This is a genomic window from Kibdelosporangium banguiense, assembly GCF_017876405.1.
Taxonomy (GTDB): Bacteria; Actinomycetota; Actinomycetes; order Mycobacteriales; family Pseudonocardiaceae; genus Kibdelosporangium; species Kibdelosporangium banguiense.
The window spans coordinates 4,020,221-4,039,923 of sequence record NZ_JAGINW010000001.1 but is presented as its reverse complement, the minus strand read 5'-3'; the positions used below and the strand labels follow the sequence as shown (position 1 = coordinate 4,039,923).

The 19,703-nt window shown below is 66.1% G+C and carries 19 protein-coding genes; 10 read left to right on the top strand and 9 right to left on the bottom strand.

The annotated features are described in order from the left end of the window. Window positions 1–3: 3 nt before the first annotated feature. Both JOF56_RS19135 and JOF56_RS19130 read right to left on the bottom strand, forming a co-directional pair. Window positions 4–996, bottom strand: a complete 993-nt coding sequence (locus JOF56_RS19135) for a TolB family protein (protein WP_209639923.1) — start codon at window positions 994–996, stop codon at window positions 4–6. Beyond that, window positions 993–2,258 carry an MFS transporter gene (locus JOF56_RS19130; protein ID WP_372448037.1) on the bottom strand — a complete coding sequence of 422 codons (1,266 nt, stop codon included), beginning with the start codon at window positions 2,256–2,258 and terminating at the stop codon, window positions 993–995. The genes JOF56_RS19135 and JOF56_RS19130 overlap by 4 nt, the downstream gene beginning before the upstream one ends. A gap of 381 nt (window positions 2,259–2,639) precedes the next feature. On the opposite strand from JOF56_RS19130, the gene JOF56_RS19125 reads away from it, so the two are divergent. From JOF56_RS19125 to JOF56_RS19115, 3 genes are all read left to right on the top strand, one after another. Further along, on the top strand, window positions 2,640–2,966 hold the full coding sequence (locus tag JOF56_RS19125; RefSeq protein ID WP_372448036.1) for a hypothetical protein: 327 nt from the start codon (window positions 2,640–2,642) through the stop codon (window positions 2,964–2,966). A gap of 163 nt (window positions 2,967–3,129) precedes the next feature. Next, the gene (locus tag JOF56_RS19120) at window positions 3,130–3,567 is read left to right on the top strand and encodes a hypothetical protein (RefSeq protein ID WP_209639917.1); all 438 of its coding nucleotides are present in this window, start codon (window positions 3,130–3,132) and stop codon (window positions 3,565–3,567) included. A gap of 430 nt (window positions 3,568–3,997) precedes the next feature. Continuing rightward, complete coding sequence (locus JOF56_RS19115; protein WP_209639914.1) at window positions 3,998–4,750, top strand: S1 family peptidase; 753 nt, start codon at window positions 3,998–4,000, stop codon at window positions 4,748–4,750. A 34-nt stretch (window positions 4,751–4,784) separates the two neighbouring features. Here the strand turns inward: JOF56_RS19115 and JOF56_RS19110 are convergent, their stop codons facing one another. Continuing rightward, the gene (locus tag JOF56_RS19110) at window positions 4,785–5,654 is read right to left on the bottom strand and encodes a glycoside hydrolase family protein (RefSeq protein ID WP_209639911.1); all 870 of its coding nucleotides are present in this window, start codon (window positions 5,652–5,654) and stop codon (window positions 4,785–4,787) included. 374 nt (window positions 5,655–6,028) lie between these two features. Between JOF56_RS19110 and JOF56_RS19105 the strand changes: the two genes are divergently transcribed. Continuing rightward, window positions 6,029–8,119, top strand: a complete 2,091-nt coding sequence (locus JOF56_RS19105; protein WP_209639907.1) for a glycoside hydrolase 5 family protein — start codon at window positions 6,029–6,031, stop codon at window positions 8,117–8,119. Between the two features lie 5 nt (window positions 8,120–8,124). On the opposite strand, the gene JOF56_RS19100 is transcribed toward JOF56_RS19105, so the two are convergent. The 4 genes from JOF56_RS19100 to JOF56_RS19085 all read right to left on the bottom strand — a co-directional run bounded on the left by JOF56_RS19100 (window position 8,125) and on the right by JOF56_RS19085 (window position 11,823). Continuing rightward, a complete protein-coding gene (locus JOF56_RS19100; RefSeq protein ID WP_209639904.1) occupies window positions 8,125–8,886 on the bottom strand; it encodes a DeoR/GlpR family DNA-binding transcription regulator in 762 nt (253 codons plus the stop codon). A gap of 115 nt (window positions 8,887–9,001) precedes the next feature. Continuing rightward, entirely contained in the window at window positions 9,002–9,967 is a 966-nt protein-coding gene (locus JOF56_RS19095) for an ABC transporter substrate-binding protein (RefSeq protein ID WP_209639901.1), read from the bottom strand. A 30-nt stretch (window positions 9,968–9,997) separates the two neighbouring features. Then, window positions 9,998–11,026 (bottom strand): ABC transporter permease, encoded by a 1,029-nt coding sequence (locus tag JOF56_RS19090; RefSeq protein ID WP_307855154.1) that lies wholly within the window; start codon window positions 11,024–11,026, stop codon window positions 9,998–10,000. After that, window positions 11,023–11,823, bottom strand: coding sequence for an ATP-binding cassette domain-containing protein (locus JOF56_RS19085; RefSeq protein ID WP_209639899.1), 801 nt, complete (start codon window positions 11,821–11,823; stop codon window positions 11,023–11,025). Before JOF56_RS19085 ends, JOF56_RS19090 begins: the two co-directional genes overlap by 4 nt. Before the next feature lie 170 nt (window positions 11,824–11,993). Between JOF56_RS19085 and JOF56_RS19080 the strand changes: the two genes are divergently transcribed. The 3 genes from JOF56_RS19080 to JOF56_RS19070 all read left to right on the top strand — a co-directional run bounded on the left by JOF56_RS19080 (window position 11,994) and on the right by JOF56_RS19070 (window position 16,299). Next, a complete protein-coding gene (locus JOF56_RS19080) occupies window positions 11,994–13,043 on the top strand; it encodes an SIS domain-containing protein (protein WP_209639896.1) in 1,050 nt (349 codons plus the stop codon). Between the two features lie 19 nt (window positions 13,044–13,062). After that, the gene (locus tag JOF56_RS19075; protein WP_209639892.1) at window positions 13,063–14,079 is read left to right on the top strand and encodes an ROK family protein; all 1,017 of its coding nucleotides are present in this window, start codon (window positions 13,063–13,065) and stop codon (window positions 14,077–14,079) included. 78 nt (window positions 14,080–14,157) lie between these two features. Then, entirely contained in the window at window positions 14,158–16,299 is a 2,142-nt protein-coding gene (locus tag JOF56_RS19070) for a sensor histidine kinase (RefSeq protein WP_209639889.1), read from the top strand. Window positions 16,300–16,491: 192 nt separating this feature from the next. Here the strand turns inward: JOF56_RS19070 and JOF56_RS19065 are convergent, their stop codons facing one another. Next, window positions 16,492–16,701, bottom strand: a complete 210-nt coding sequence (locus JOF56_RS19065; RefSeq protein ID WP_245378307.1) for a DUF397 domain-containing protein — start codon at window positions 16,699–16,701, stop codon at window positions 16,492–16,494. After that, window positions 16,702–17,556 carry a helix-turn-helix domain-containing protein gene (locus JOF56_RS19060; RefSeq protein WP_209639885.1) on the bottom strand — a complete coding sequence of 285 codons (855 nt, stop codon included), beginning with the start codon at window positions 17,554–17,556 and terminating at the stop codon, window positions 16,702–16,704. Between the two features lie 274 nt (window positions 17,557–17,830). On the opposite strand from JOF56_RS19060, the gene JOF56_RS19055 reads away from it, so the two are divergent. From JOF56_RS19055 to JOF56_RS19045, 3 genes are all read left to right on the top strand, one after another. Continuing rightward, entirely contained in the window at window positions 17,831–18,199 is a 369-nt protein-coding gene (locus tag JOF56_RS19055) for a hypothetical protein (RefSeq protein WP_209639882.1), read from the top strand. A 412-nt stretch (window positions 18,200–18,611) separates the two neighbouring features. Continuing rightward, window positions 18,612–19,106: a bifunctional DNA primase/polymerase gene (locus JOF56_RS19050; protein ID WP_209639879.1), complete on the top strand. Its 495-nt coding sequence runs from the start codon at window positions 18,612–18,614 to the stop codon at window positions 19,104–19,106. Window positions 19,107–19,374: 268 nt separating this feature from the next. Then, window positions 19,375–19,653 (top strand): hypothetical protein, encoded by a 279-nt coding sequence (locus tag JOF56_RS19045; RefSeq protein WP_209639876.1) that lies wholly within the window; start codon window positions 19,375–19,377, stop codon window positions 19,651–19,653. Window positions 19,654–19,703: the final 50 nt, after the last annotated feature.

Here is a 19,703-nt window from a genome sequence, read left to right as displayed (position 1 = left end):
GAATCACCCCAGCATCGCTGGGGATTCCCCATCAGGGACAAGCAGGCGTGGCGTTCCGGAGCCGTCCGCGGGTACCGACCAGACGTCGGAATGGTCAATACCTCGGGGAATCGCGTAGGCGACGGTGCGATCGTCGATCCACACGGCCTGGTCGTCGACATTGCGCGTTTCCGCGAGTGGTGCCACGGCAGCGGTGGACAGGTCAAGCACTGACAGCCGCCATCCCTTCGCCGGATCACCGTCTACTGCGGACTTGAACGCCAGGCGCGTACCGTCCGGGGAGAGCGACGGGCACTCGACGTTCTCCCGCACCGTACGGACGGTGCGCGCCGCGAAATCACCGTCGACGAGATACCGGTGGCCACCGGTCGACATGGTCGCGAAGAACCGGTTGTCGTCCTTCGTGAAGGTGACACCCCAGAAATTCACGTCCGCCACCGGATAAGGCTCACCGTTCACAGTCACCGCGTAGTCCTCCAACGTGCGCGTGACCTCGCCGGTCGTCGTGTCCAGGATGCCGGTGCGGGTGGAGAAGAACCTACCTCCGCTGTAGGAATCTCCGGTGACGAACACGGTCCATGTGACCATCCGGCCACTTGGCGAAACCCTGGCTCGGCTGGGTAGGCCGAACAGCGGGATTTCCCGCTTCTGCTTGAGCTGCTCGTCGAGGACGACGAGGTAGGTCGTGAGGTCGCTGTCCTGGCGCAGACAGAGTCCGGTGCCGCCGGCGGCGTGAACCCGGGTGCAGGACACCGGCGACACCGCGCGTGGGCCGCCAGGATCAGTCGCGGAAACGGTGACCAGATGTCCGCGGTCCCCGTCCGCGGTGCTCCGGACGAGCAGCCTCGGGCCGCGGGTGAGAGTCACCGCGCCGGCAGTGCCGACAGCGGTCGCGTCCCGGTTGCGCGCGGCGGCTAGTCCTATGTAGACGACGGCAACCGTGGCGAGCGCCACGACACCGACGATCGCGATCAGGATTCGGATGCGGGTGTTCACAGCTGATCCTCCTTCGTAGCCGGGCGCGGGACCAGGAGCACCAGGGTGATGACGATCGCGAACACCGCAGCGCCCACAGCCAGTCCGGTCGCCATGCCCGCGCCCCAGGCGCTCCAGGCCAGTCCGAAGAGGACGGAAGAGACGAAGCAGGCGAGCGCTTGTCCGGTTTGGATGAGCGCGATCCCGGTGGTGCGCAACGCCTCCGGCAGAATCGGGCCCGCGAGCGCCATCAGCACTCCGTCGGTGGCGGCGTAGAAGGCGCCGTACAACCCGAGCGTGATCACGAGCAGCGGCCACCCCGAAACCGGCCCGGCAAGCTGCAGATAGACCACGGCCAAGGCGCCATATCCGCAGAGCACCACCCGAAGCCGGCCGAACCGGTCGGCCAGCGCGCCGAGTGGCGCGGCCAGCAGCAGGTAGGCGAAGTTGACGCCGACGGCGAGCAGCGGAAACCATCCGGGCGCGATTTCTTCCTTACGCTGCAACAACAAGTACACGAATCCATCGCCGATGGCCACCATCCCGAGTACGCAGGCGGCAAGGAACAGTCGGCGCACCCCGGCGTCGCGCAAGAGGGTAAGAACCGCGCGTGGTGACACCCTTCCAACGGCTGGGCGTGGGGCCTGGTGGTCGCGGACGAACAGCACGAGCAGTAGCACGCCGATCGCGGCGATGCAGAAGCTGGTGACGAACACGGCGTTGAACGCGCCGGCACTCGCGGACGAGCCGACCACAGCGAGTACCCCGAGCGCGACCAGCGGACCGGCGAACGCGCCCGCGCTGTCCATCGCGCGGTGCACCCCGAAGGCTCGGCCGAGCATGGATTCCGGCACGGACAGGGTGATCAGTGCGTCACGCGGTGCCGTCCGCAGCCCTTTGCCGGTCCGGTCGATGGTGATCGCGGCGCCGATCGCGGTCGCCGACGCGCCGGCCGCGACCAGGCCCAGCTTCGCGGCCGCGGAGAGCGCGTAGCCGATGCCCGCGACGGTCTTACGCTTGCGCACCCGGTCAGCGAGGTAACCGCCGACTATCCGCAGCAGCGCGGTCGCTCCGGTGTAAAGGCCGTCGACCAGCCCATAGACCGCGGGGCTCAGATGCAGGCCGAGCACGAGGTAGATCGGCAGGATCGCGGTGACCATCTCGGCGGAGATGTCGGTGACCAGACTGACGGTCCCCAGTGCGACGACGTTCGAACCGATCGCGCCGGGCTTACGCCGGGACACCGTGCCGCAGTCCTCTCGGCCGATGTTGGACAGGTACACGTTGTTCGCCCTTCCACGGCCGCGTGGGCGGCACACGCCAGACGGAGATATCCGGCCAAGAATGATGCACCACGAGAGAGGAACATTTTTATCCATCATTCACGTCCAATCCGTGGTCCGAACGTGAACAAAAGAAAACCACCCGGCGGGTTGGCGAGTTTTGACCATTGGCCACTATTGGCCAAAACCAGCGCGAAAGTCGGCGATACAAGCGCTCAGCGAGGCCAGAATGCGACATTGGCAAGAATACGCCGAACGATCACCCGAATATGCTCTTGCGGGATGTCCGACACAAGGAAAAAGTGACGTACACAACAGGGCAAACATCCCATCGTCGGATAAGCGTTCGGGTGGACTTTGCGATTTCGGAAAGGGCGAATCATGACTAGGGACCGTGGAATGCTGGCATCTCTGACAATCGCTCACATCGAGCACGTCGGCCACTACCACGTGCACGGTGAAGGCTGTGGCCACGTTGCCATCCCGCACGACAGTCACGTGGATTACGTGCATGACGGCCACTTGCACCGGGTCCACGCGGGTCACTACGACGAGTGTGAGATGACCGAATATGCCTCGCACGACGGGCACGACCACAAGCACGGTGAGAATTGCGGCCACGTTGCGGTGCCGCACGGTGATCACGTTGACTATGTGCACGACGGCCACCGGCACGCCGCTCATGGAGACCACTACGACGAGCACTGAACTGGGCAACCCCGTTGCCCGGCTGAGTCCGAAGCCCTCAGCCGCTGTCCGGAAACGCGCACAGACCAGTACCCAATCAGGTAGTTCTCCCGGTGGCCCGAGGCCTTGCCGAATCCATACTGGTGAAAGCCAGTGAGGGTCTACTCGAAGCGAGGCGATCACGATGTCGGTCACCAGCATTCGCAGGGCTGCGGAACCGTTGGACGCTGTGCTCGGCCGCGAGGATCGCGACGAGGAACTCGGACGGCTGTCTCCTCATGAACGGCTCTCGTGCCCGGTGCACCGCAGGTGGATTCACCAGTGCGTCAGCTCGCCACTGCACGCCATCCCGGTGACCGGGCACCGCTGGTGCCGCCGGTGCGAGTGCGCGCAGTTGATCGCGATCGACGAGGTCAACGGGACGGTATCGATGTCGTGCCCGAGCTGCGGTGAGGTTCCGACCACGCTGGCCAGCCGCCAGATCGTGCGGACGTGCCGGGCGAGCATGGCCGCATGGCGGTTGCACCGCGACTCGGTGCCGACTCGAAAGCAACCCGGTGAACAGGGCCGGCGAACGGAGTCCGCCCTGTTCACCGGGTATCCAGCATGCGCCGCCGGCTGATCCCGGGTCATACGAATTTCGTACGTACAGCAGCCCAAGCCGATCCCGTCCTTCCCAACGGCCATAGCGGATGTATCCGCAACAGGAGCACTTCCGACTACAGTCCTTTTCGGATAGTTTTCCGGGATTGACCCCGTTTGGACGGATAGTTGGATGCGAGGCGGCCAGGCGACCTCAAGCCGGACAGGTGGCGCGACTCCGGTCGTACAGGGGATCCGAGTGGCCAACTCAAAGGCTCTCTCCTAGAGCGCCGTGACCGCCCTACGGTGTACGAGGATTGCTGGAAGGGTGGCGCTCCTCAATCGCGCCGCCGCTCCAGGGCAGAAGTTAGTCCATTTCGGACAGAGCTGCGGTCGTTACGCAGGCCGGCCGCGAATCCTTGTAGCTGAAGACATTGATCATGCTGGACGCAACGATTGTGAAGGGCGGCATGAAATATTTTGGTGTGGTGCTGAGCTGCATACTTGCCGTTGTCGTGTTGCCGGCAGGCAGCGCCTCGGCGATCACGGGAGGCGCCGAGGTGTCACCGGGCAGGTACCCCTGGCTGGTGAAGGTCGGTAACGAGGCCGAGGGCTACTGTTCCGGTTCACTCGTGTCGGCCAGGCACGTACTGACCGCCGCGCACTGTGTCGGCAAGGAGACCGGCACCCCGAGCGGGTGGTTTGCTCATTTCCTTGGGCTGCCCCCGCCCTTCTCCGGTTTCAGGGTCGGGGTGATTCGGACCGAGCGCCATCCCAGTGGCATAGCCGATGCCCGCAACGCGGACATCGCCCTGCTCACGCTCGAACACCCGGTGTTCGTCAGGCCCATCAGTGTGGTCGCTTCCGGTGACACCAGCCCGACCAGGCCCGGCAGCGAGATCACGGTCGCCGGCTATGGCAAGACCAGACAACAGCAGGGGACCGTCTACCGCGCCCGTGAACTGAATTTCAAGGCGACGAACACTTGTGCCAGAACCGGACGACAGTGGTTCTGCGCCGACGCTCCCAGCCGGGACACCGGCATCCGCCCTGAGGACAGCGGTGGTCCGGCATTCACCGAGATGACTGTGGACGGCGAGTTTCGGTACGTCCTGCTTGGAACGTCCAGTAACCACCGTGGCGCCAACACATGGTTCGCCAACCTGTCGTTGCCCGCGTTCAACGACTGGATCCACGACGCGATCTCCGGAGACAGGCGTTAGAAGGTCAGCGGCTCCGCCCAACAGCATGGTCGCGTCACTCGTGCAAGGCCGCCGCGCGGTGCTCAACGGTCCACACATCACCAGTCAACTTGCAGTAGTACACGTGGAGCGTACCCTGGAAAATATGTTGAAAAAGGCACGCTGAGCCGTCGCCGAGCACCGGATTACCACTGACCTCACGGAAATCACGGTCAGGAAATATGCTGGTCAGGACGTTGGTCTCCCAGACCCCTCCCCGAAGGACTTCGACGGCGAGATAGTACGTACCGCGATAATAGAGAACGTTCGGCGCGGCCAGCGTGGAGTTCGCGGACAGCAGTACCTCCGAGGGACTGTTCACGAGGTCGCGGACAGACTTCGCCGACTTCACCCGGATCTCCCAGTAGGTGGTGTCATCGCCGCGATACCAGTAGAAGTAGTAGCGCCCGCTTCGCGGATCCTTGAAGAGTGTCGGATTCTGATTCCGCCACCCCTTCTCCGGCGGAACAAGCGTGACCGGATCGGTGAAGCGCAGACCATCGCGACTCGTCCGCGACACAATGTAGCTGTCGTGACAGTAGTTCATGGTGTGCACCATTTGGAATTCGTCGCCGACCAGCAGAACGAATGGCCATCGTTCACCGTGCTCATGGAACAGGGGAACAGGATCCTTCACCCACGTAACGAGATCGTTGCTCCATGCCCGGCCGATGCCGCCGCATTCCTGAAGACCGTAGTAACCCCAATACCGGTATCCGCCGCGGCCGGGTTCGACCACGCTCAACGTATGCGGCGCATCGGTCTCCCAACCAGACTGGACCAGAACGGTGGTCGGCGGGCCAAGCGGAAAGTAAGTGGTGCCCGGCGACAACGACTCGCCAGATGCCGGCCGAGGACCGGCACCGCAAAGCAGGACAAGAGTCACTATTCCCATGATCGCACTGGTTCGATTCCACAGCGCGTGCCGTCTCAGGGACCGAATATTCTCATTCATCGATACGTGCTGCAGGGGCATTTTACCGCCTCCTATCGCCGGCGTGTTCGCATGACTAAGCTGCAAACACCGCAAACGTAGCGATCGTTGCGTTGCAGCCACACACTATGGCATTGAGCGCACCGGTCGGTGGCGCATACTGGCCCGCGGCGACTATTGGCCTCGCCGGCATGCGCCTGCGGTGGGTCGCGCATCGCGGCATAGCTCTACCATCGATGGCCGAGTAATTGGCCCCTTGTCCAAAGGACGACACCTGAAGCAAGTTCGGTATCGCCGTGAAAGTCGCCGCTCGGGAGTGATGCAGGATGGCCGGCAAGAGCACACAATCCGCAGAGCTCCGCCAGCGCACTGCCGGCGGGGCCGAACCGGTGCGCCTTGGGCGGCACTTCCTCTGCCGCGATGGCCAGGCGTTCGTGCCGGTAGGCACGCATGTGGTGCCGAGGTCGGGTCCGGACTGGGCGAAGCGGGTGGGTGCGGAGGCGTTCGACGAGGCGTTCGCCCAACTCGCCTCGCTCGGGCTGGACGCGGCGCGTATCGACGTGCTGTGGGCGGCCGTGGAGCCCGAGCCGGGACGGTACGACGAGGCGCATCTCGCGGTCCTCGACGAGATTCTCGCCGCTGCTCGCAAGCACGGTGTGCTGCTGCACCCTGCTCTGTTCGTCGGCGGTGAAGTCGGAGACGCGTACTGGGACCTACCGTGGCGTAACGGGCGCAACCCGCACACCGACGTCGAGCTGCTGCGGGCACAAGCCGCGCAGGCACGGATGCTGGCGGAGCGCTGGCGGGGCGATCCCGCCGTGCTTGGCTGGGATCTCACCGACGAGCCGCCGTACTGGATCATCGCCGGAACGACCGATGCCGAAGCGCGCGGCTGGACCTCTGACCTGGTCATGGCATTGCGCGACGAGGACCCTCAGCACCTGATCACCATCGGCACGGCGTCACAGGAGGTGACTGGCGGCCCGTTCCGTGCCGACGTGGTGGGTGATCTGCTCGACTTCACCTGTGTGCATCCGTATCCGATCTATTCACCGGCACTGTTTCCGGACGGGTTGCTCGATACCCGGATGACTCACTCCGCGGCGTTCGAGACGGCGCTGGCGGCCGGCGCGGGCCGGCCGGTGATGCTGCAGGAGTTCGGTGCCTCCTCCGCCCAGTACCACCCAGAGCGGATCGCGGCCTACGACCGGTTGTTCCTCTGGTCGAGTCTCGGCCGCGGTGCCATCGGTTTTCTGTCCTGGTGCTGGTCGGATGCCGAGCCGGCCGCCTACCGGCGCGTCCCATACGTGCGATGGCCGCACGAGACTCAGTTCGGTTTCACCGACGCCTCCGGTGAGGTGCGGCCACGAGGGTGGGTGCTGGCGGAGTTCGCGGCATCCGTCCACCAACTCGACCTCGACGGCCACGCCGGACGCGGGCCGGACCCGCGAGCCGGCATCGTGGTGCCGTACGAGTACGTGAAGCCCTTCGACCGGGAGTTCTACGGCCTCGACGAGAAGTCCGGCATCTACACCCCGGCCGAACCGGTGTGGAATCCCAATCCGGGTGTCGTACCCCTCGTACACGGGTGGCTGAACGCGTTCGTCCTGGCCGCCCGAGCCGGCATCGCGGTCGGTTTCCCCCGGGAACGCCCGAAGGACGACCAGTGGCCCGAGCTTCGCCTGTTGCTGCTGCCGGCACCGTTGACGACCACCTCGACCACCCTGTGGCACGTGCGGACCACCTTCTGGCGGGGCGCACCCGCTTTCCACGCCGCTGGGGGAACGGTGTACCTGTCGCTGTCAGCCGACAGCGCCATCCCGGAGATGACCGAGCTGGCCGGATGCCGGATTCTCGACCGGGAACCCGCGGACCAGGACGTGCGGCTGACTTTCGTCGAGCCATGGGGACCGTTCGCTTCGGGTGACACCATCGAGATTCCGGCTGCCGACGACAACCTGTCTACCCGAGGGGTCCTGCTCGACGTCGACGACGCCCGCACCATCGCGGTCGACGAGCACGGGCATCCAGCCCTCGTAGTGGCCGACCGAGCCAACGGACACACCGTGACCTTCGCTTACCCAATCGAGTTGCTCCTGGCGCGCATCCCCGACGCGCAACGGCGCCACGCGGACTGGTACGGCTTGTACGCCGGTTTGGCCGAGCTGAGCAACGCCCGGGAGGACGCCTGGGCCGACCACCCTGACATCACCAGCGGGGTCCTGCTCGGTGACCGTGGCGGGCTGGTCACGTTGACCAATCACAGCCCTGAACAAGTGGAGTTCGACCTCGTGCTGCCGTCAGGCGCGATCGCCCGCGACACCTTGCCGATTCGGACAGAGCGTCCCGCAATGGGCAAGTTCAGGTTGAACGCCTACGACTCGGCTGTGGTGACCTGGGACAGCCCCGACTCGTAGACCACTCAGACCGTTACGACTTCTGGGCCGCGTTCGGCTATCGCGTGCGCCAGTGCGGGGTCGACGTTCTTGTCGGTGACCACGGTGTCGAGTTGCTCGACGCCGCAGACTCTGGCGAACGCGATCGTGCCGATCTTGGTGCTGTCGGTCACCACGATCTTGCGCCGGGCGCTGGCCGTGGCAGCCTGTTTCACCGCGGCGTCCTCGGGGATGTATTCCGTGACACCAGCTTCGGGGTCCACCCCGCCCGCTGAGAGCACCAATGTGTCGAAGTACAGGTCAGCGAATGCCCGTTGGGTCATCGCGCCGATGATCGAGCGCTCGCCTGGTCTGGTGATGCCACCGGGGATCATCACGGTGAGGCCCGGCTCGTCGGCGAGCAGGTCCGCGATCCGTAGGCTCAGCGCGAGCACTCGCAGGTTTCGCCGTCCGCGCAACGCCTTCGCCACCTCGAGCGTGGTGGTTCCGGCGTCGATGATGACGGTTTCGCCGTCGTGTATCAGTTCGGCGGCCGCTCGGCCGATCCGCTCCTTGTCGTCGACTCGCTGCAGCCTGCGCGCATGGTAAGCCGGTTCGTAGCTTCGGGACGGCGGAGCGGCGGCACCGCCGTGCACCCGGGTCAGGGCGCCGACCTGTTCCAGCGCCTCGAGGTCGCGACGGATCGTCATCTCCGACACGCCGATCCGGGCGGCGAGTTCCGACACCTGGACGTTTCCCTTGGTCTGCACCAGATCGAGGATCAGTTGGTGCCGATTCTGTTTGCTCATGGGTTTCGGGATCCTCGCTGACCAGGATGCGGCGTGTCCGCGCATGGTAACCGGCCGGCAATCGGCGCCGGGCGTGGTTCCGGCGGTTGACGGAGCTGCCCGCGGTGGCGACCGCTCAGCATGGCCGGTAGAGGTATTTGGCGATGTCGGGATCGTCGACGTTCGCCGCGGTGGCCACCACGATCGACGTCTTCGACTCCGGCTGGACGGGTTGCCCCTTGACCGCGGCCAGTGCCTGTTCCACGCCCTTTTCGCCGATCTCGTAGGGCTTGTGCAGCAACAGTTCGGCGACTTCGCCCTTCTTGAGTTCCTCCACTTGGAACGGCTGCGCGTCGCCGGAGATGAACTTCACCTGGTTCTGCTTTCCGGCCTCGCGTAGCGCGGTCACGACGCCTTGGGCGTCACCGCCGTTGAGGGTGAACACCGCCGCCAGATCGGGGTGCACGGACAGCGTCGCCGCGACCAGGCTCGCCGACTTCGCGGCGTCGCCCCCGCTGAACTGGGTGGAAACCAGCTGAAGTCCGGGGTATCGAACCAATGCGTCGGCAAGTCCCTGGCGGCTGAGGTCGCTGGTGGTCACGCCGGGCGGACTCGCGATGACCAGGATCTTGCCCTGGCCGTTCAGCAAGGTGTTCAGCCGCTCGGCGGCCGCGGCGCCGAGCTCCACGTAGTCCGAACCGACGGCCGCGGCGACGATGTCCTTGTTCTTCAACGTGGTGTCGACCGTCACGATCTTGGTGCCGGCGGCGTGCATCTGCTGCAGCGGCGGGTACAGAGCGGTGTCGTCCGTGGGTGCGATCAGCACCGCGTCCGGATGTTTCGCGGCCACCGAGTTGACGATCTGGACCTGCAACGAGGTGTCGAAGGCGCGGGGACCCTGCAGGTCCAGGCGCACGCCGAGGCGTTCTGCCGCCGCCTTGGCGCCACACTCCATCGCCTTGTAGAAATCGTCGCCTTCGTTCCCCACGATCAGGGTCATCCTGTGCTGGTCAGATGACCCGCCGTTGGTGTTGCCACATCCGCTGATGCCGATGGCCAAGGCCAGCGTCACCGCGGAAAGGGCTATGAGCTTCGTACGCATGATGGTGATGCTCCTTCGGCAAGACGCCGGTCAACCGGATGCCCGTGCGCGACGCAACTGGTCGACCAGCACGGCGATGATGAGCACTGCCCCGACGGCGACCTGCTGCCAGTACGGGACCAGGCCCATGATGACGAAACCGTTCTGCAGCACGGCCGGGATGAGGACACCGATACAGGTGCCGAGGATCGTGCCGATCCCGCCGAACAGGCTCGTGCCGCCGATGACCACAGCGGTGATCACCTGCAGGTTGTCCGTCGCATGCCCGGCGATGGTGGTCGTGCCGAACCGCGCCAGCGCCAGGTAGCCGGCGAGGCCGGCGAGCGCCCCGGCAAGGACGTACACAGTGATCAGATGTGATTTGACGTTGATCGTCGCCCGCTCCGCCGCTTGCGCGTTCGCGCCAATGGCGTAGGTGTGCCGGCCGAATCTGGTCTGCGCGAGCAGAACGCCGAACACGATCGCCACCGCGACGGCGATCAGCACGAGCCAAGGGACGCCGGCCAACCGGCCGACCCCCACCTCCACCAGCGCGTCAGGGACCGTTCGAACGTCCAGGCCGTCGGTCATGATGTAGGCGAGGCCGAGCGCGGCACCCAATGTGCCGAGGGTGACCACGAACGACGGGATCTTCGCGCGCGCGACAAGCACGCCGTTGAACGCGCCCCAGGCCGCGCCGCTGACCACCGCCACGACCAGGCCAACGAGTGCGGTGCCCCAGCCGTCCCCACCCATCGCGCCCATCGCCTTGGCCGACACCACTCCGGAGAACACCAGTACCGATCCCACGGACAGGTCGATGCCGGCTGTGATGATCACGAAGGTCGAGCCGACCGCGAGTACCAGCAGCACCGCGGCATCGAGGGCGATGTTCCTGGCGTTGTCCGTGGTGGCGAACTCGGCAGGAGAGAGCACCGAGAAGAGCACGATGACGAGCACCAGGACAAGGAAGATCATGCTGGTCGGGCGAGCGGCCAGCCGGCGCAGCCGGGTCGTGGCCGGACGGGGCACTGAAGTGGCGTCGATCGTGTGCTGTCCTGCTTGCCGAAGTCGGCTCACCGCTGGCCTCCGTCCACTGTGCCCTGCTCGTCCAGCAGGTCCTCGGTTTCCGCCCCTGTGATGGCGGCGACGACGCTTTCGGTTGTCGCGTCGGCGGCTTGAAGCCGGGCTACCCGCCTGCCGAGGCGCATCACCTCGATGCGGTCCGCGACCGCGAGCACCTCGGGGACGCTGTGGCTGATGAGCACCACCGCCACCCCGGAAGACCGGACGCGGTCGATGAGTTCCAGCACGTTGCGGGTCTGGGTGACCCCGAGTGCGGCAGTCGGCTCGTCCATGAACACCACTCGGCTGGCCCACATCACCGCTCGGCACACCGCGACGCCTTGACGCTGTCCACCGGACAGCGACCCCACCGCGCCGTGTTCGGCGCGCACGGTGACCCCGAGCCGGTCGAAGGCTTCGCTCGCCTGTGCCCGCATGGCGCCGTGGTTGAGAAAACCGAGCCGGCCCCACAGCCCTTTGCGTACCAACTCCCGGCCGAGGAACAGGTTCGCCGGCGGGTCGAGGGTGTCGGCCAGTGCGAGATCCTGGTAGACGGTCTCGATCCCGCGCCTGCGCGCGTCCTGTGCGGATGTCAACGACACCCGTTCGCCGGCGAACCAGATCTCCCCGGCATCCGGGGTCAGCACGCCGGAAAGCGTCTTGACGAGAGTGCTTTTCCCCGCGCCGTTGTCTCCCATGAGGGCGACCACCTCGCCGTCGTGCACCTCGAAGTCGGCTCCGCGTAGCGCTTCGACATGGCCGAAGCTCTTTCTGATGCCGCGAGCCTCGAGCAGTGCCGGTGGCCTCGCCATCTTGTCTCCTCGTGTCATCGGTCGATGCCAACGAAAAGTACCCATCCGAACGGCCAGATTCAATCAGTTCGAACAGAAATTCTGTTCGGATAGGTTGTTTTCACGATCGAACCTGTGCGACCCTCCGTTCGTGCGATCCGTGTGCTTCCTGATGCGCCCTAGGAGAACCTGTGCCCGACTCCCTTGAGCACCCTGTCCAGACATTGCCCCGCTACGTCCAGGACATCCTGGGACAGCCGCAGGCTCTGCGCGGTCTGCTGACCGCGGGGCTCGGCTCGGCGGCGAGCACCTTCCTGTCCCATGGGATCGCGGGCTTCGACCGGATCCTGATCACCGGAATGGGCGCGTCCCTGTACGCGAGCTACCCGAGCTACCTGCGCCTGGCCAAAGCCGGTCTGCCGGTCTGGCTGGTGGAGACCGGGGAGCTGCTGCACGACGTGCCCGAGCTGGTCACCGGCCGCTCACTGCTGTGGGTGGCCTCGCAGTCCGGCGAATCGGCTGAGGTCCAGGCCCTGCTTGAGCGATGCGCCGACCCGCGGCCAACGGTGCTGGGCATCGTGAACAACACCGACAGTGCGTTGGCCCGGGCGGCCGATGTCGTCATCGAACTGCACGCCGGTGAGGAGACGGCGGTGAGCACCCGGACGTATGTCAACACGCTCGCGGCGTCAGCGCTCGCCGTTCGCCTCGCCCTCGGTGAGCCCGAGAGCACCGATCTCTTCGACGCGACCGGCGCCATGCAGCACTACCTTGCCCACTGGCGTGCGCACGCCGACGCGATCAGCGACGCGATATCCACACCGGACGCCCTGGTCATCCTCGGCCGGGGTGCTTCCCTGGCCGCGGCCAGCACCGGGGCACTGATCATCAAGGAGGCCGCGAAGTACCACGCGGAAGCGATGAGCACAAGCCAGTTCCGGCACGGCCCGCTGGAGATGGTCGCCGAGGGCGTCACCGCCGTGCTGCTCGAAGGCGATCGGCGCACCGCGCCGTTCAGCCAACGACTGGCCGATGACATTCGCCGGTACGGCGGGCGGGTCGTCTGGCTCGGCCAGAGGGTGCTCGACCCGGACGCCATCCCGCTGGCGGCCTACCGAGGGGCGGCGCAGCACATCGCCGAGATCCTCCCGCTGCAACTGCTCAGCGTCGTACTCGCCGAGCGCGCCGGCATAGAGCCAGGCGTGTTCCGCCACCTGGAAAAAGTCACCAGAGTGCTGTGATCGACTGGAGGTACGAACGATGACCGAAGCCTCCCCGGAGGTCGAGCACCACACCACACTCGCACTGGATATCGGCGGCACGTGGATCCGTGCTGCCACGGTCACGCACGACGGACAGTTGCTCGGTGCGCGTAAACAGGCGAGCCCCACCACCGGTTCCGCAGCGGAGATCCTGGCGTTGTGCGCGCAACTGGCTGACGAGGCGCGGGCTGCCAGCCCCGTGCCACCACGGGGGCTTGGGGTGAGTACGACCGGGCCGGTCAACCCGCAGACCGGGGTCCTCTACGACCCGCCGAACACCCCAGCCGGATTCTCGGGCCTGCCCCTCGGCCAGTACCTGCGGGAACGATTGGAGCTGGCGGTGGTCGTGGACCGGGACGTCAACGCGGCGGCGCTCGCCGAGCAGCGTTTCGGCGCGGCCCGAGGATGCACCGACTTCGTGTACCTCACGGTCTCGACGGGCATCGGCGGCGCGGTCATAGCCGACGGCGAGCTGTTGCGTGGCGCCGACGGTGCTGCTGGGGAGCTCGGCCATGTGGTGGTCGCGCCTGGCGGGCCGACGTGTGGCTGCGGCCGCCGCGGCTGCCTCGAAGCGGTCGCGGCCGGGCCGGCGATCGGCCGGGCCGCAGACCGGCACGCGCGGGCCCACCCCGGATCCGGCCTGGCCCAGCTGCGTGACTCGCTCGGCGGAACTCCATTGCGAGGCCACCAAGTCGGCGCCGCGGCCCTGGACGGTGACCCTGACGCGCGGGAGATCCTGGCCGCCGCCGGAGCGGCCGTGGTCTCCAGCATCGTCGACATCGTCAACGTGTTCAATCCACAGCGGGTAGTGCTGGGCGGCAGTGTCGCGATGGCCCAGCCATGCTGGATAGAAAAAGCGAACGCCGCAGTGCGGCAGTCCGCGCTGCAACCAGCGAGCGAGACCGCCCGCGTCGTCCCGACCGAGCTTGGCGACAACGGCGGGCTGCTCGGGGCCGCGCTACTACTCGACCGTCCAACCGAGGCCGATCATGCTGCCCGGCACCGGCGGCGCTGAGACAAGAGATCACCCTGCTGAAGCTACCAACAGCCTATTGCGCGAATCGGAGGATCAGTGACGGTATGCCATCGGCCGGTGCCCAATGGTGATGTATCGGGAACGGGGCGGGACCGGCCGCTGGTCCGTCGGCTGCTCGCGCCACGCGCGATCGGTCACCGGCTGGTCCGGATCAGGCTGGCGTCGGTGACCCTGGTGCTGGTCCTGCTCGGGATGGCCATCGCCGGGCAACTCAGCGACTACTCGGACGCCTGCGATACCAAGCAGGCCGTGTCGCTCGCGCTCACGGTGCAGGACTTGACCCAGCAGTTGCAGCGGGAACGAGACTTGACCAACGGTGTGCCCGGTGGGGAGTCCCAGTTCAAAGCGGAGATCGGGCCGCAGCGCGTGAACACCGACAAGGCGCTGGCCACGCTGACCCTGGCCGTCGCGGCCGACGACACCCCTGATGCCCGTGAGGTTCGCAGCGCCCTCGACCGGCTCAACGCGGTGATCTCGACCAGACAGAACATCGACGACGGCCGGGCCGACCGAACTGCCGCGTTCCAGTGGTACACCGCCGGGATCGCCGCACTGAACGAGGCGGCGCCCGGTGTGGGCCAGGGGCGGGATGCCGAGCTGCGCAATGGCCTACGTGCGTTGGGTGAGCTCGGCGCGGCCAAGGAGGCCACGGCACAGGAACGCGGGTTGCTCAACCGGGTCTTCGCCACCGGCCATTTCAGAGCCGGTGAGTACATCCGCTTCACCGAGATCCGGGCCGACAAACAGGCGGGGCTCGCGGCGTTCCAGGACGACGCGAACGTGGTCCGGCGCGCCCAGCTGGACCAGACCCTCAAGTCCGAGTCCGCGGTACAGGCGGCCGCCGCCGAGACGGTGGCGATCTCGTCGGCAGTGGGCCCGATCGCGCGGTGGATCGATCCGGTCGGCTGGTGGGCGCAGATGACCTCGGTCGTCGACCAGATGTGGGACCTACAGCGCGCGGTCGGACAGGACTTGACGTATCGCGCGAGCGAGTTGCGTGCCGAGGCCACCAGCGGGCTGGTGGTGTTCCTGCTCTTGGCATTGCTCGCCGTCGGCCTGGAGATCACCCTCGTGGTGGGCTGTCTGCGGTCGGTCGTCCGGCCGCTGGCCGCGCTGGCGGTGCAGGCGCACGACGTCGCCGCTCGCCGGCTGCCGACTTCGGTGGCCGGCTGGCACGCGCCCGGCACGAACCAGCCGGTGCCGCCGGAACCGGTACGCCCGCCCGCCCGGGCGGGTAGCGAGATCGCGTCGGTCGCGCAGGCATTGGACCGCGTGCAGAGCACAGCCTTCGAGCTGGCCGGCCAGCAGGCTTTGGTGCGCCGCAACACCACCGAGTCGCTGGCCGACCTTGGCCGCCGCAACCAGGACCTGGCCTGCCGCCAGCTCGGCTTCATCAGCGCGCTGGAACGTGATGAGCCGGACCCGGCGGTACTGGCGAACCTGTTCGAACTGGACCACCTGGCCACCCGCATGCGCCGCAACGCCGAGAGCCTGCTGGTCCTGGCCGGTGAGTCGAGTCCGCGGCGTGGAGCGGAACCTCTCGCCATCACGGACGTCGTCCGCGCCGGGATCTCCGGCGTAGAGGATTACCAGCGAGTCTCGCTGCGGGATGTCGACGACGTGTATGTGACCGGTGCGGCGGTCGGCGAACTGGCGCACCTGCTCGCCGAGCTGATCGACAACGCCCTGTCGTTCTCCCCGCCAGACCTGCCAGTGGAGGTCTACGGCCGACGGGCAGGCGTCCGATATGCGCTCACCGTGGCCGACCACGGCGCCGGAATGTCCCATGAGCAGCTGGCCACGGCCAACACCCGGTTGCGCGGCGAGGAGGACTTCCCCGTCGCGCCGACCCGGTTCCTCGGGCACTATGTGGCCGGCCGGTTGGCCCAACGGCTCGGCGTCCAGGTCGAGCTGACTCAGGCACCGGACAGCGGGATCAACGCCCAGCTGCTGCTGCCCGACACCATGCTGATCGACCTACTCGCTCCGCGAGCCGAGAACAGCGACGAGCCGGCAAGGGAGATCCCAGCCGGCAACGGCTCGGCCACCGGCACCGCGACAAAGTCGCATTCAACAGATGAGTGGGTCACAGCCGGGCCCGCGATCACTCAAATCACCCGCATGGTGAAACGCAACCCCAAGCGCCAGGGCGACCAGACACGGCCCGCCCCGGTCAGACCCGCCGAAAAGGGCACATGATTCATGTGCCGTTGGCACCGGCGAGATCCTCGATGCCGGCAGACAGACCGCCGGCACGACTCCAGACGATCGGAATATGTCACACGATATTCGTGGTGCCCGGCGCCCTGTGCTGCTTGAGCGGGTCCTGTCCCCACGCCGGGCCACGCTACCTCCGCGACTCAAGAACGTCCCGGAGGATTGCTGCGACAGCTAGTCGAAGTAGCCGTACTTCACGGACTCGAGGAACACGACCCACTCGCCCTCACCGAACACCAGTGCGGGCCCGGAGGAATTCTTGGAGTCTCGCGTCGCGGTATGACCGGGAAACGGCCCGACCTCGACGCAGGCGCCTTGGCCAACACTGCGGCTGGCCTTTCGCCACATCGTGTCCTTCGGTATCACGATTTCTTGACTGATCAACTACAGCTCCTTGACGATCTTGTGAATGAATCCGACGGTGACCTCCGGGTCCATCGCCAGCCTCCGAAGCTGGTCAAATATGCGCGTGTAGTCCGTGATTTCGTTGTCCTTCTCCAGATAGAGGCCGCCAACCTGGGTGTCGAGATAGACGACGTCAGGATCGGTCTCTTCGCGGAACTTGAGTATCGTAAAAGGTCCAGCCATTCCCGGATGCTCGCCTACGGAAACGGGCAGCACCTGCACGTTGATGTGGGGCAGTTCCGCCAGTTCCATGAGGTGGTGAAGTTGTTTCCGCATCACTGCGTCACCACCCACCGGACGTCTCAGAGCCGCCTCACTGTGCACCGCCCATAGTTCGACCGGCCGGTCGTCGAACAGCCTGTCCTGACGCTTCATTCTCAGCGTCACCCGCCGGTCGGCTCCATCCTCCGACATCCCGATCACGGTCGCCAGCGTGACCGCCCGAGCATAGTCGCGGGTCTGCAGGAGTCCAGTAACCACCTCACCCTCGTACACATGACTCGCGGAGGCTTCCGCCTCCAATCCGACGTAGGTCGCGAGCCACTCTGGCAGCACATCACCGTAGCCATGCCACCAGCCCTTCACGCGAGATTCTCTCGCGAGACGGATCAGACGTTCGGCTTCAGGACCGTGCACTCCGTAGAAATCCAGCATCAAACGGACATCGCCAGGCCTGATGGTGCCATGCCCATTCTCGATTCGGGATATCTTCGGGTGCCTGCAACCCAGGTACTCGGCGACTTCCTCGATCTTTCTACCAGACATTTCCCGGTGGCGCCGCAGTTCGGCGTCGAGCCGCCTGCGCCGGACGGTGGGACTGTAGTCGGATGTCACCTGGTTACTCCTCTCGCCGCTGCGGAGCGTCCACCAGACGTGCCGACTTGCGATAGGTCCAGTCAGAGTAATGATTCGACAACACTCGTGGGTGATGTACAGCTCCGTACATTCCAGACCAGACTGTACGGCGAGATCAACAACCGACCGGATAGCGGCCGGCGGGGCAGAGAAGTTCACGATGTTGCACCATCCGAGCGAACCTCTCGGACGGCCATCTCCTGCTGCCTTTACATTGACATTCACATCGCACGAAAGCACGAAAGAGTGCAAGATGATTCGGATCGAGTGGGCGGCCAATTGTCGAGACGCCGTCGGACGACGCCGCGCCGTACGAGTGACGAGTATCGACGGGATGATCGCCTTGACCTTGCCGCACGGCGAGATCGCCTACTTCACGGCGGCTCAGGCTCGCCAGCTGCACACGGCGATTCGAAAAGCGACCAACATACGCAAATATGAAAGAACCTCCGGTGCCGGGATCGCCTTCTCCGCTAGGGCCGGCACCGATCCGGCCGGGCGGCACAGCGGCGTCTCCTCCCCTCAGGTGTCGTCTGTCGCCGCCCGGCATCCCAGCCGCGGTGAGGCCGGGCTGGCGCGGATCCCTGGCCTCACCGCACCCCAGTCCTCGCGACGGGAGTAGCTCGTGCTGGACTACGTCGCGGTCGGCGCAGTCGGCGCAGTCGGCATAGGTGCCGCACTACGCGTGGTCGCCAACCGTCTCGACAGGCGATCCAGCATCGAAACGACGGCGGCACACCGACGTCCGCGCGGGCGCCCGCCAGATCCCGTGCTACGTCTGGCATTGGAGACAGCCGGCACACATGGGCTCGGTCTGGGCCCGGCACGAACGAATATCCAGGCGGACGTGCGCTCGAACTCGACACTCCCAAACCGCCGGACGGTGTGACGTGCTCCGTCGAGCCGTCCGGCACCGGCCGCGGTGGAACCGATTGCCTCCTGTCCCTCCGTCGGTTCCGCTGCGGCCGGTTTCTCCCACTGACTGCTGACCGGAAACGACGCCAGCGAAAAGAAGACGAAGAGGGTGGCTCACTGTGCGTGGCGCTATCTCATACCTCGGCGAACAAACGTCCCTTCTGGACGGCGCGGCGGCCAGAGCCATGGCTTACCAACACCTCTACGGCTGGCTGACCAGCGTCGATGTCGCGACCGGGCGCCTCGTACTCGCCGTGTCGGAGAGCGTGAACGCCGTCATCATGCGGGTCGAGCTCGGCATCGAGACTCAGTCGCTGCTGTCCGTGCGAATGCTCGCCGGCCCAGTGATCGCTCTGCCCGGCGACTGCCCGGAATGGGTGTTCCTCACCGGGCCGGCCAGTTCGATCAGTGCCAAGACGTTGACTGCCCTCAGTCGCCTCGGCGTTCGTCTGCAGAAGCATGGAACATTCGTCCCGCTGCCGCCCTCCAGCCTGGACGGCGGCATGGTTCGGTGGGCGAGTGGGCCGACGGTCGGCCGCGACCTGCCACCGTGGACCGCCGTCTTGGCGGCCACCCGATCCGCTTCGCTCTCACCGATGTGTGGTGTGCGCTGATCGGCTTCCTGACTCCATCGACCCCCGTAGGGACTGACGCGATGCTCGGCGCGGGTGTGTTCCGGCAGTTGATGCACATTGTGGATCCTGACGCGCTTTCGATCGAGTTCGATGGCATTCCGCTGTGGTTCGCTCGCTGCGGCGCCGCGTGCGTGCTGATCAACGGCGACCTGCGCATCGACCGCAACAGATGTTCAGCGTGCGACCAGGCGGCGCAACGACAGGTGAGGACACCACGTTCTACTGTGGACGTCGAGAGGAACACGCCATGCCTGACCAGGACCGCGTTCCGCAACTGTCCGAACTCGTGTGGGCGCTGGGCACGGACGAACCGCTGATGCTCCACGTGGTGATCATCCCGGGGCGGACTCACCTCGATGAACCACTGGACAGCGCGGTATCGCTGACCTTGTGTGGAGCGCAGGCAGTGCCGTTCCGTGCCCTCGGCGGCTTCCCTGCGCATGGCTCGCTGCAGCCCGGCGAACTCTGCGACATGTGCGTGACGGGTCTTCGCGCGATCCACCGCGCGCTCGGAGGTAGCTGGTGAACAGCTCTGCTGCGACGTCATGTCATTGCCGGCGAGATCCGATGCGCACC

Bases quoted from the DNA above. Each gene is read 5' to 3' on its own strand.
- JOF56_RS19055 (WP_209639882.1), top strand. From the start codon at position 17,831: ATGATTCGGATCGAGTGGGCGGCCAATTGTCGAGACGCCGTCGGACGA.
- JOF56_RS19100 (WP_209639904.1), bottom strand. From the start codon at position 8,886: ATGAGCAAACAGAATCGGCACCAACTGATCCTCGATCTGGTGCAGACC.
- JOF56_RS19085 (WP_209639899.1), bottom strand. From the start codon at position 11,823: ATGGCGAGGCCACCGGCACTGCTCGAGGCTCGCGGCATCAGAAAGAGC.
- JOF56_RS19105 (WP_209639907.1), top strand. From the start codon at position 6,029: ATGGCCGGCAAGAGCACACAATCCGCAGAGCTCCGCCAGCGCACTGCC.
- JOF56_RS19045 (WP_209639876.1), top strand. From the start codon at position 19,375: ATGCCTGACCAGGACCGCGTTCCGCAACTGTCCGAACTCGTGTGGGCG.
- JOF56_RS19095 (WP_209639901.1), bottom strand. From the start codon at position 9,967: ATGCGTACGAAGCTCATAGCCCTTTCCGCGGTGACGCTGGCCTTGGCC.
- JOF56_RS19075 (WP_209639892.1), top strand. From the start codon at position 13,063: ATGACCGAAGCCTCCCCGGAGGTCGAGCACCACACCACACTCGCACTG.
- JOF56_RS19125 (WP_372448036.1), top strand. From the start codon at position 2,640: ATGACTAGGGACCGTGGAATGCTGGCATCTCTGACAATCGCTCACATC.
- JOF56_RS19115 (WP_209639914.1), top strand. From the start codon at position 3,998: ATGAAATATTTTGGTGTGGTGCTGAGCTGCATACTTGCCGTTGTCGTG.
- JOF56_RS19120 (WP_209639917.1), top strand. From the start codon at position 3,130: ATGTCGGTCACCAGCATTCGCAGGGCTGCGGAACCGTTGGACGCTGTG.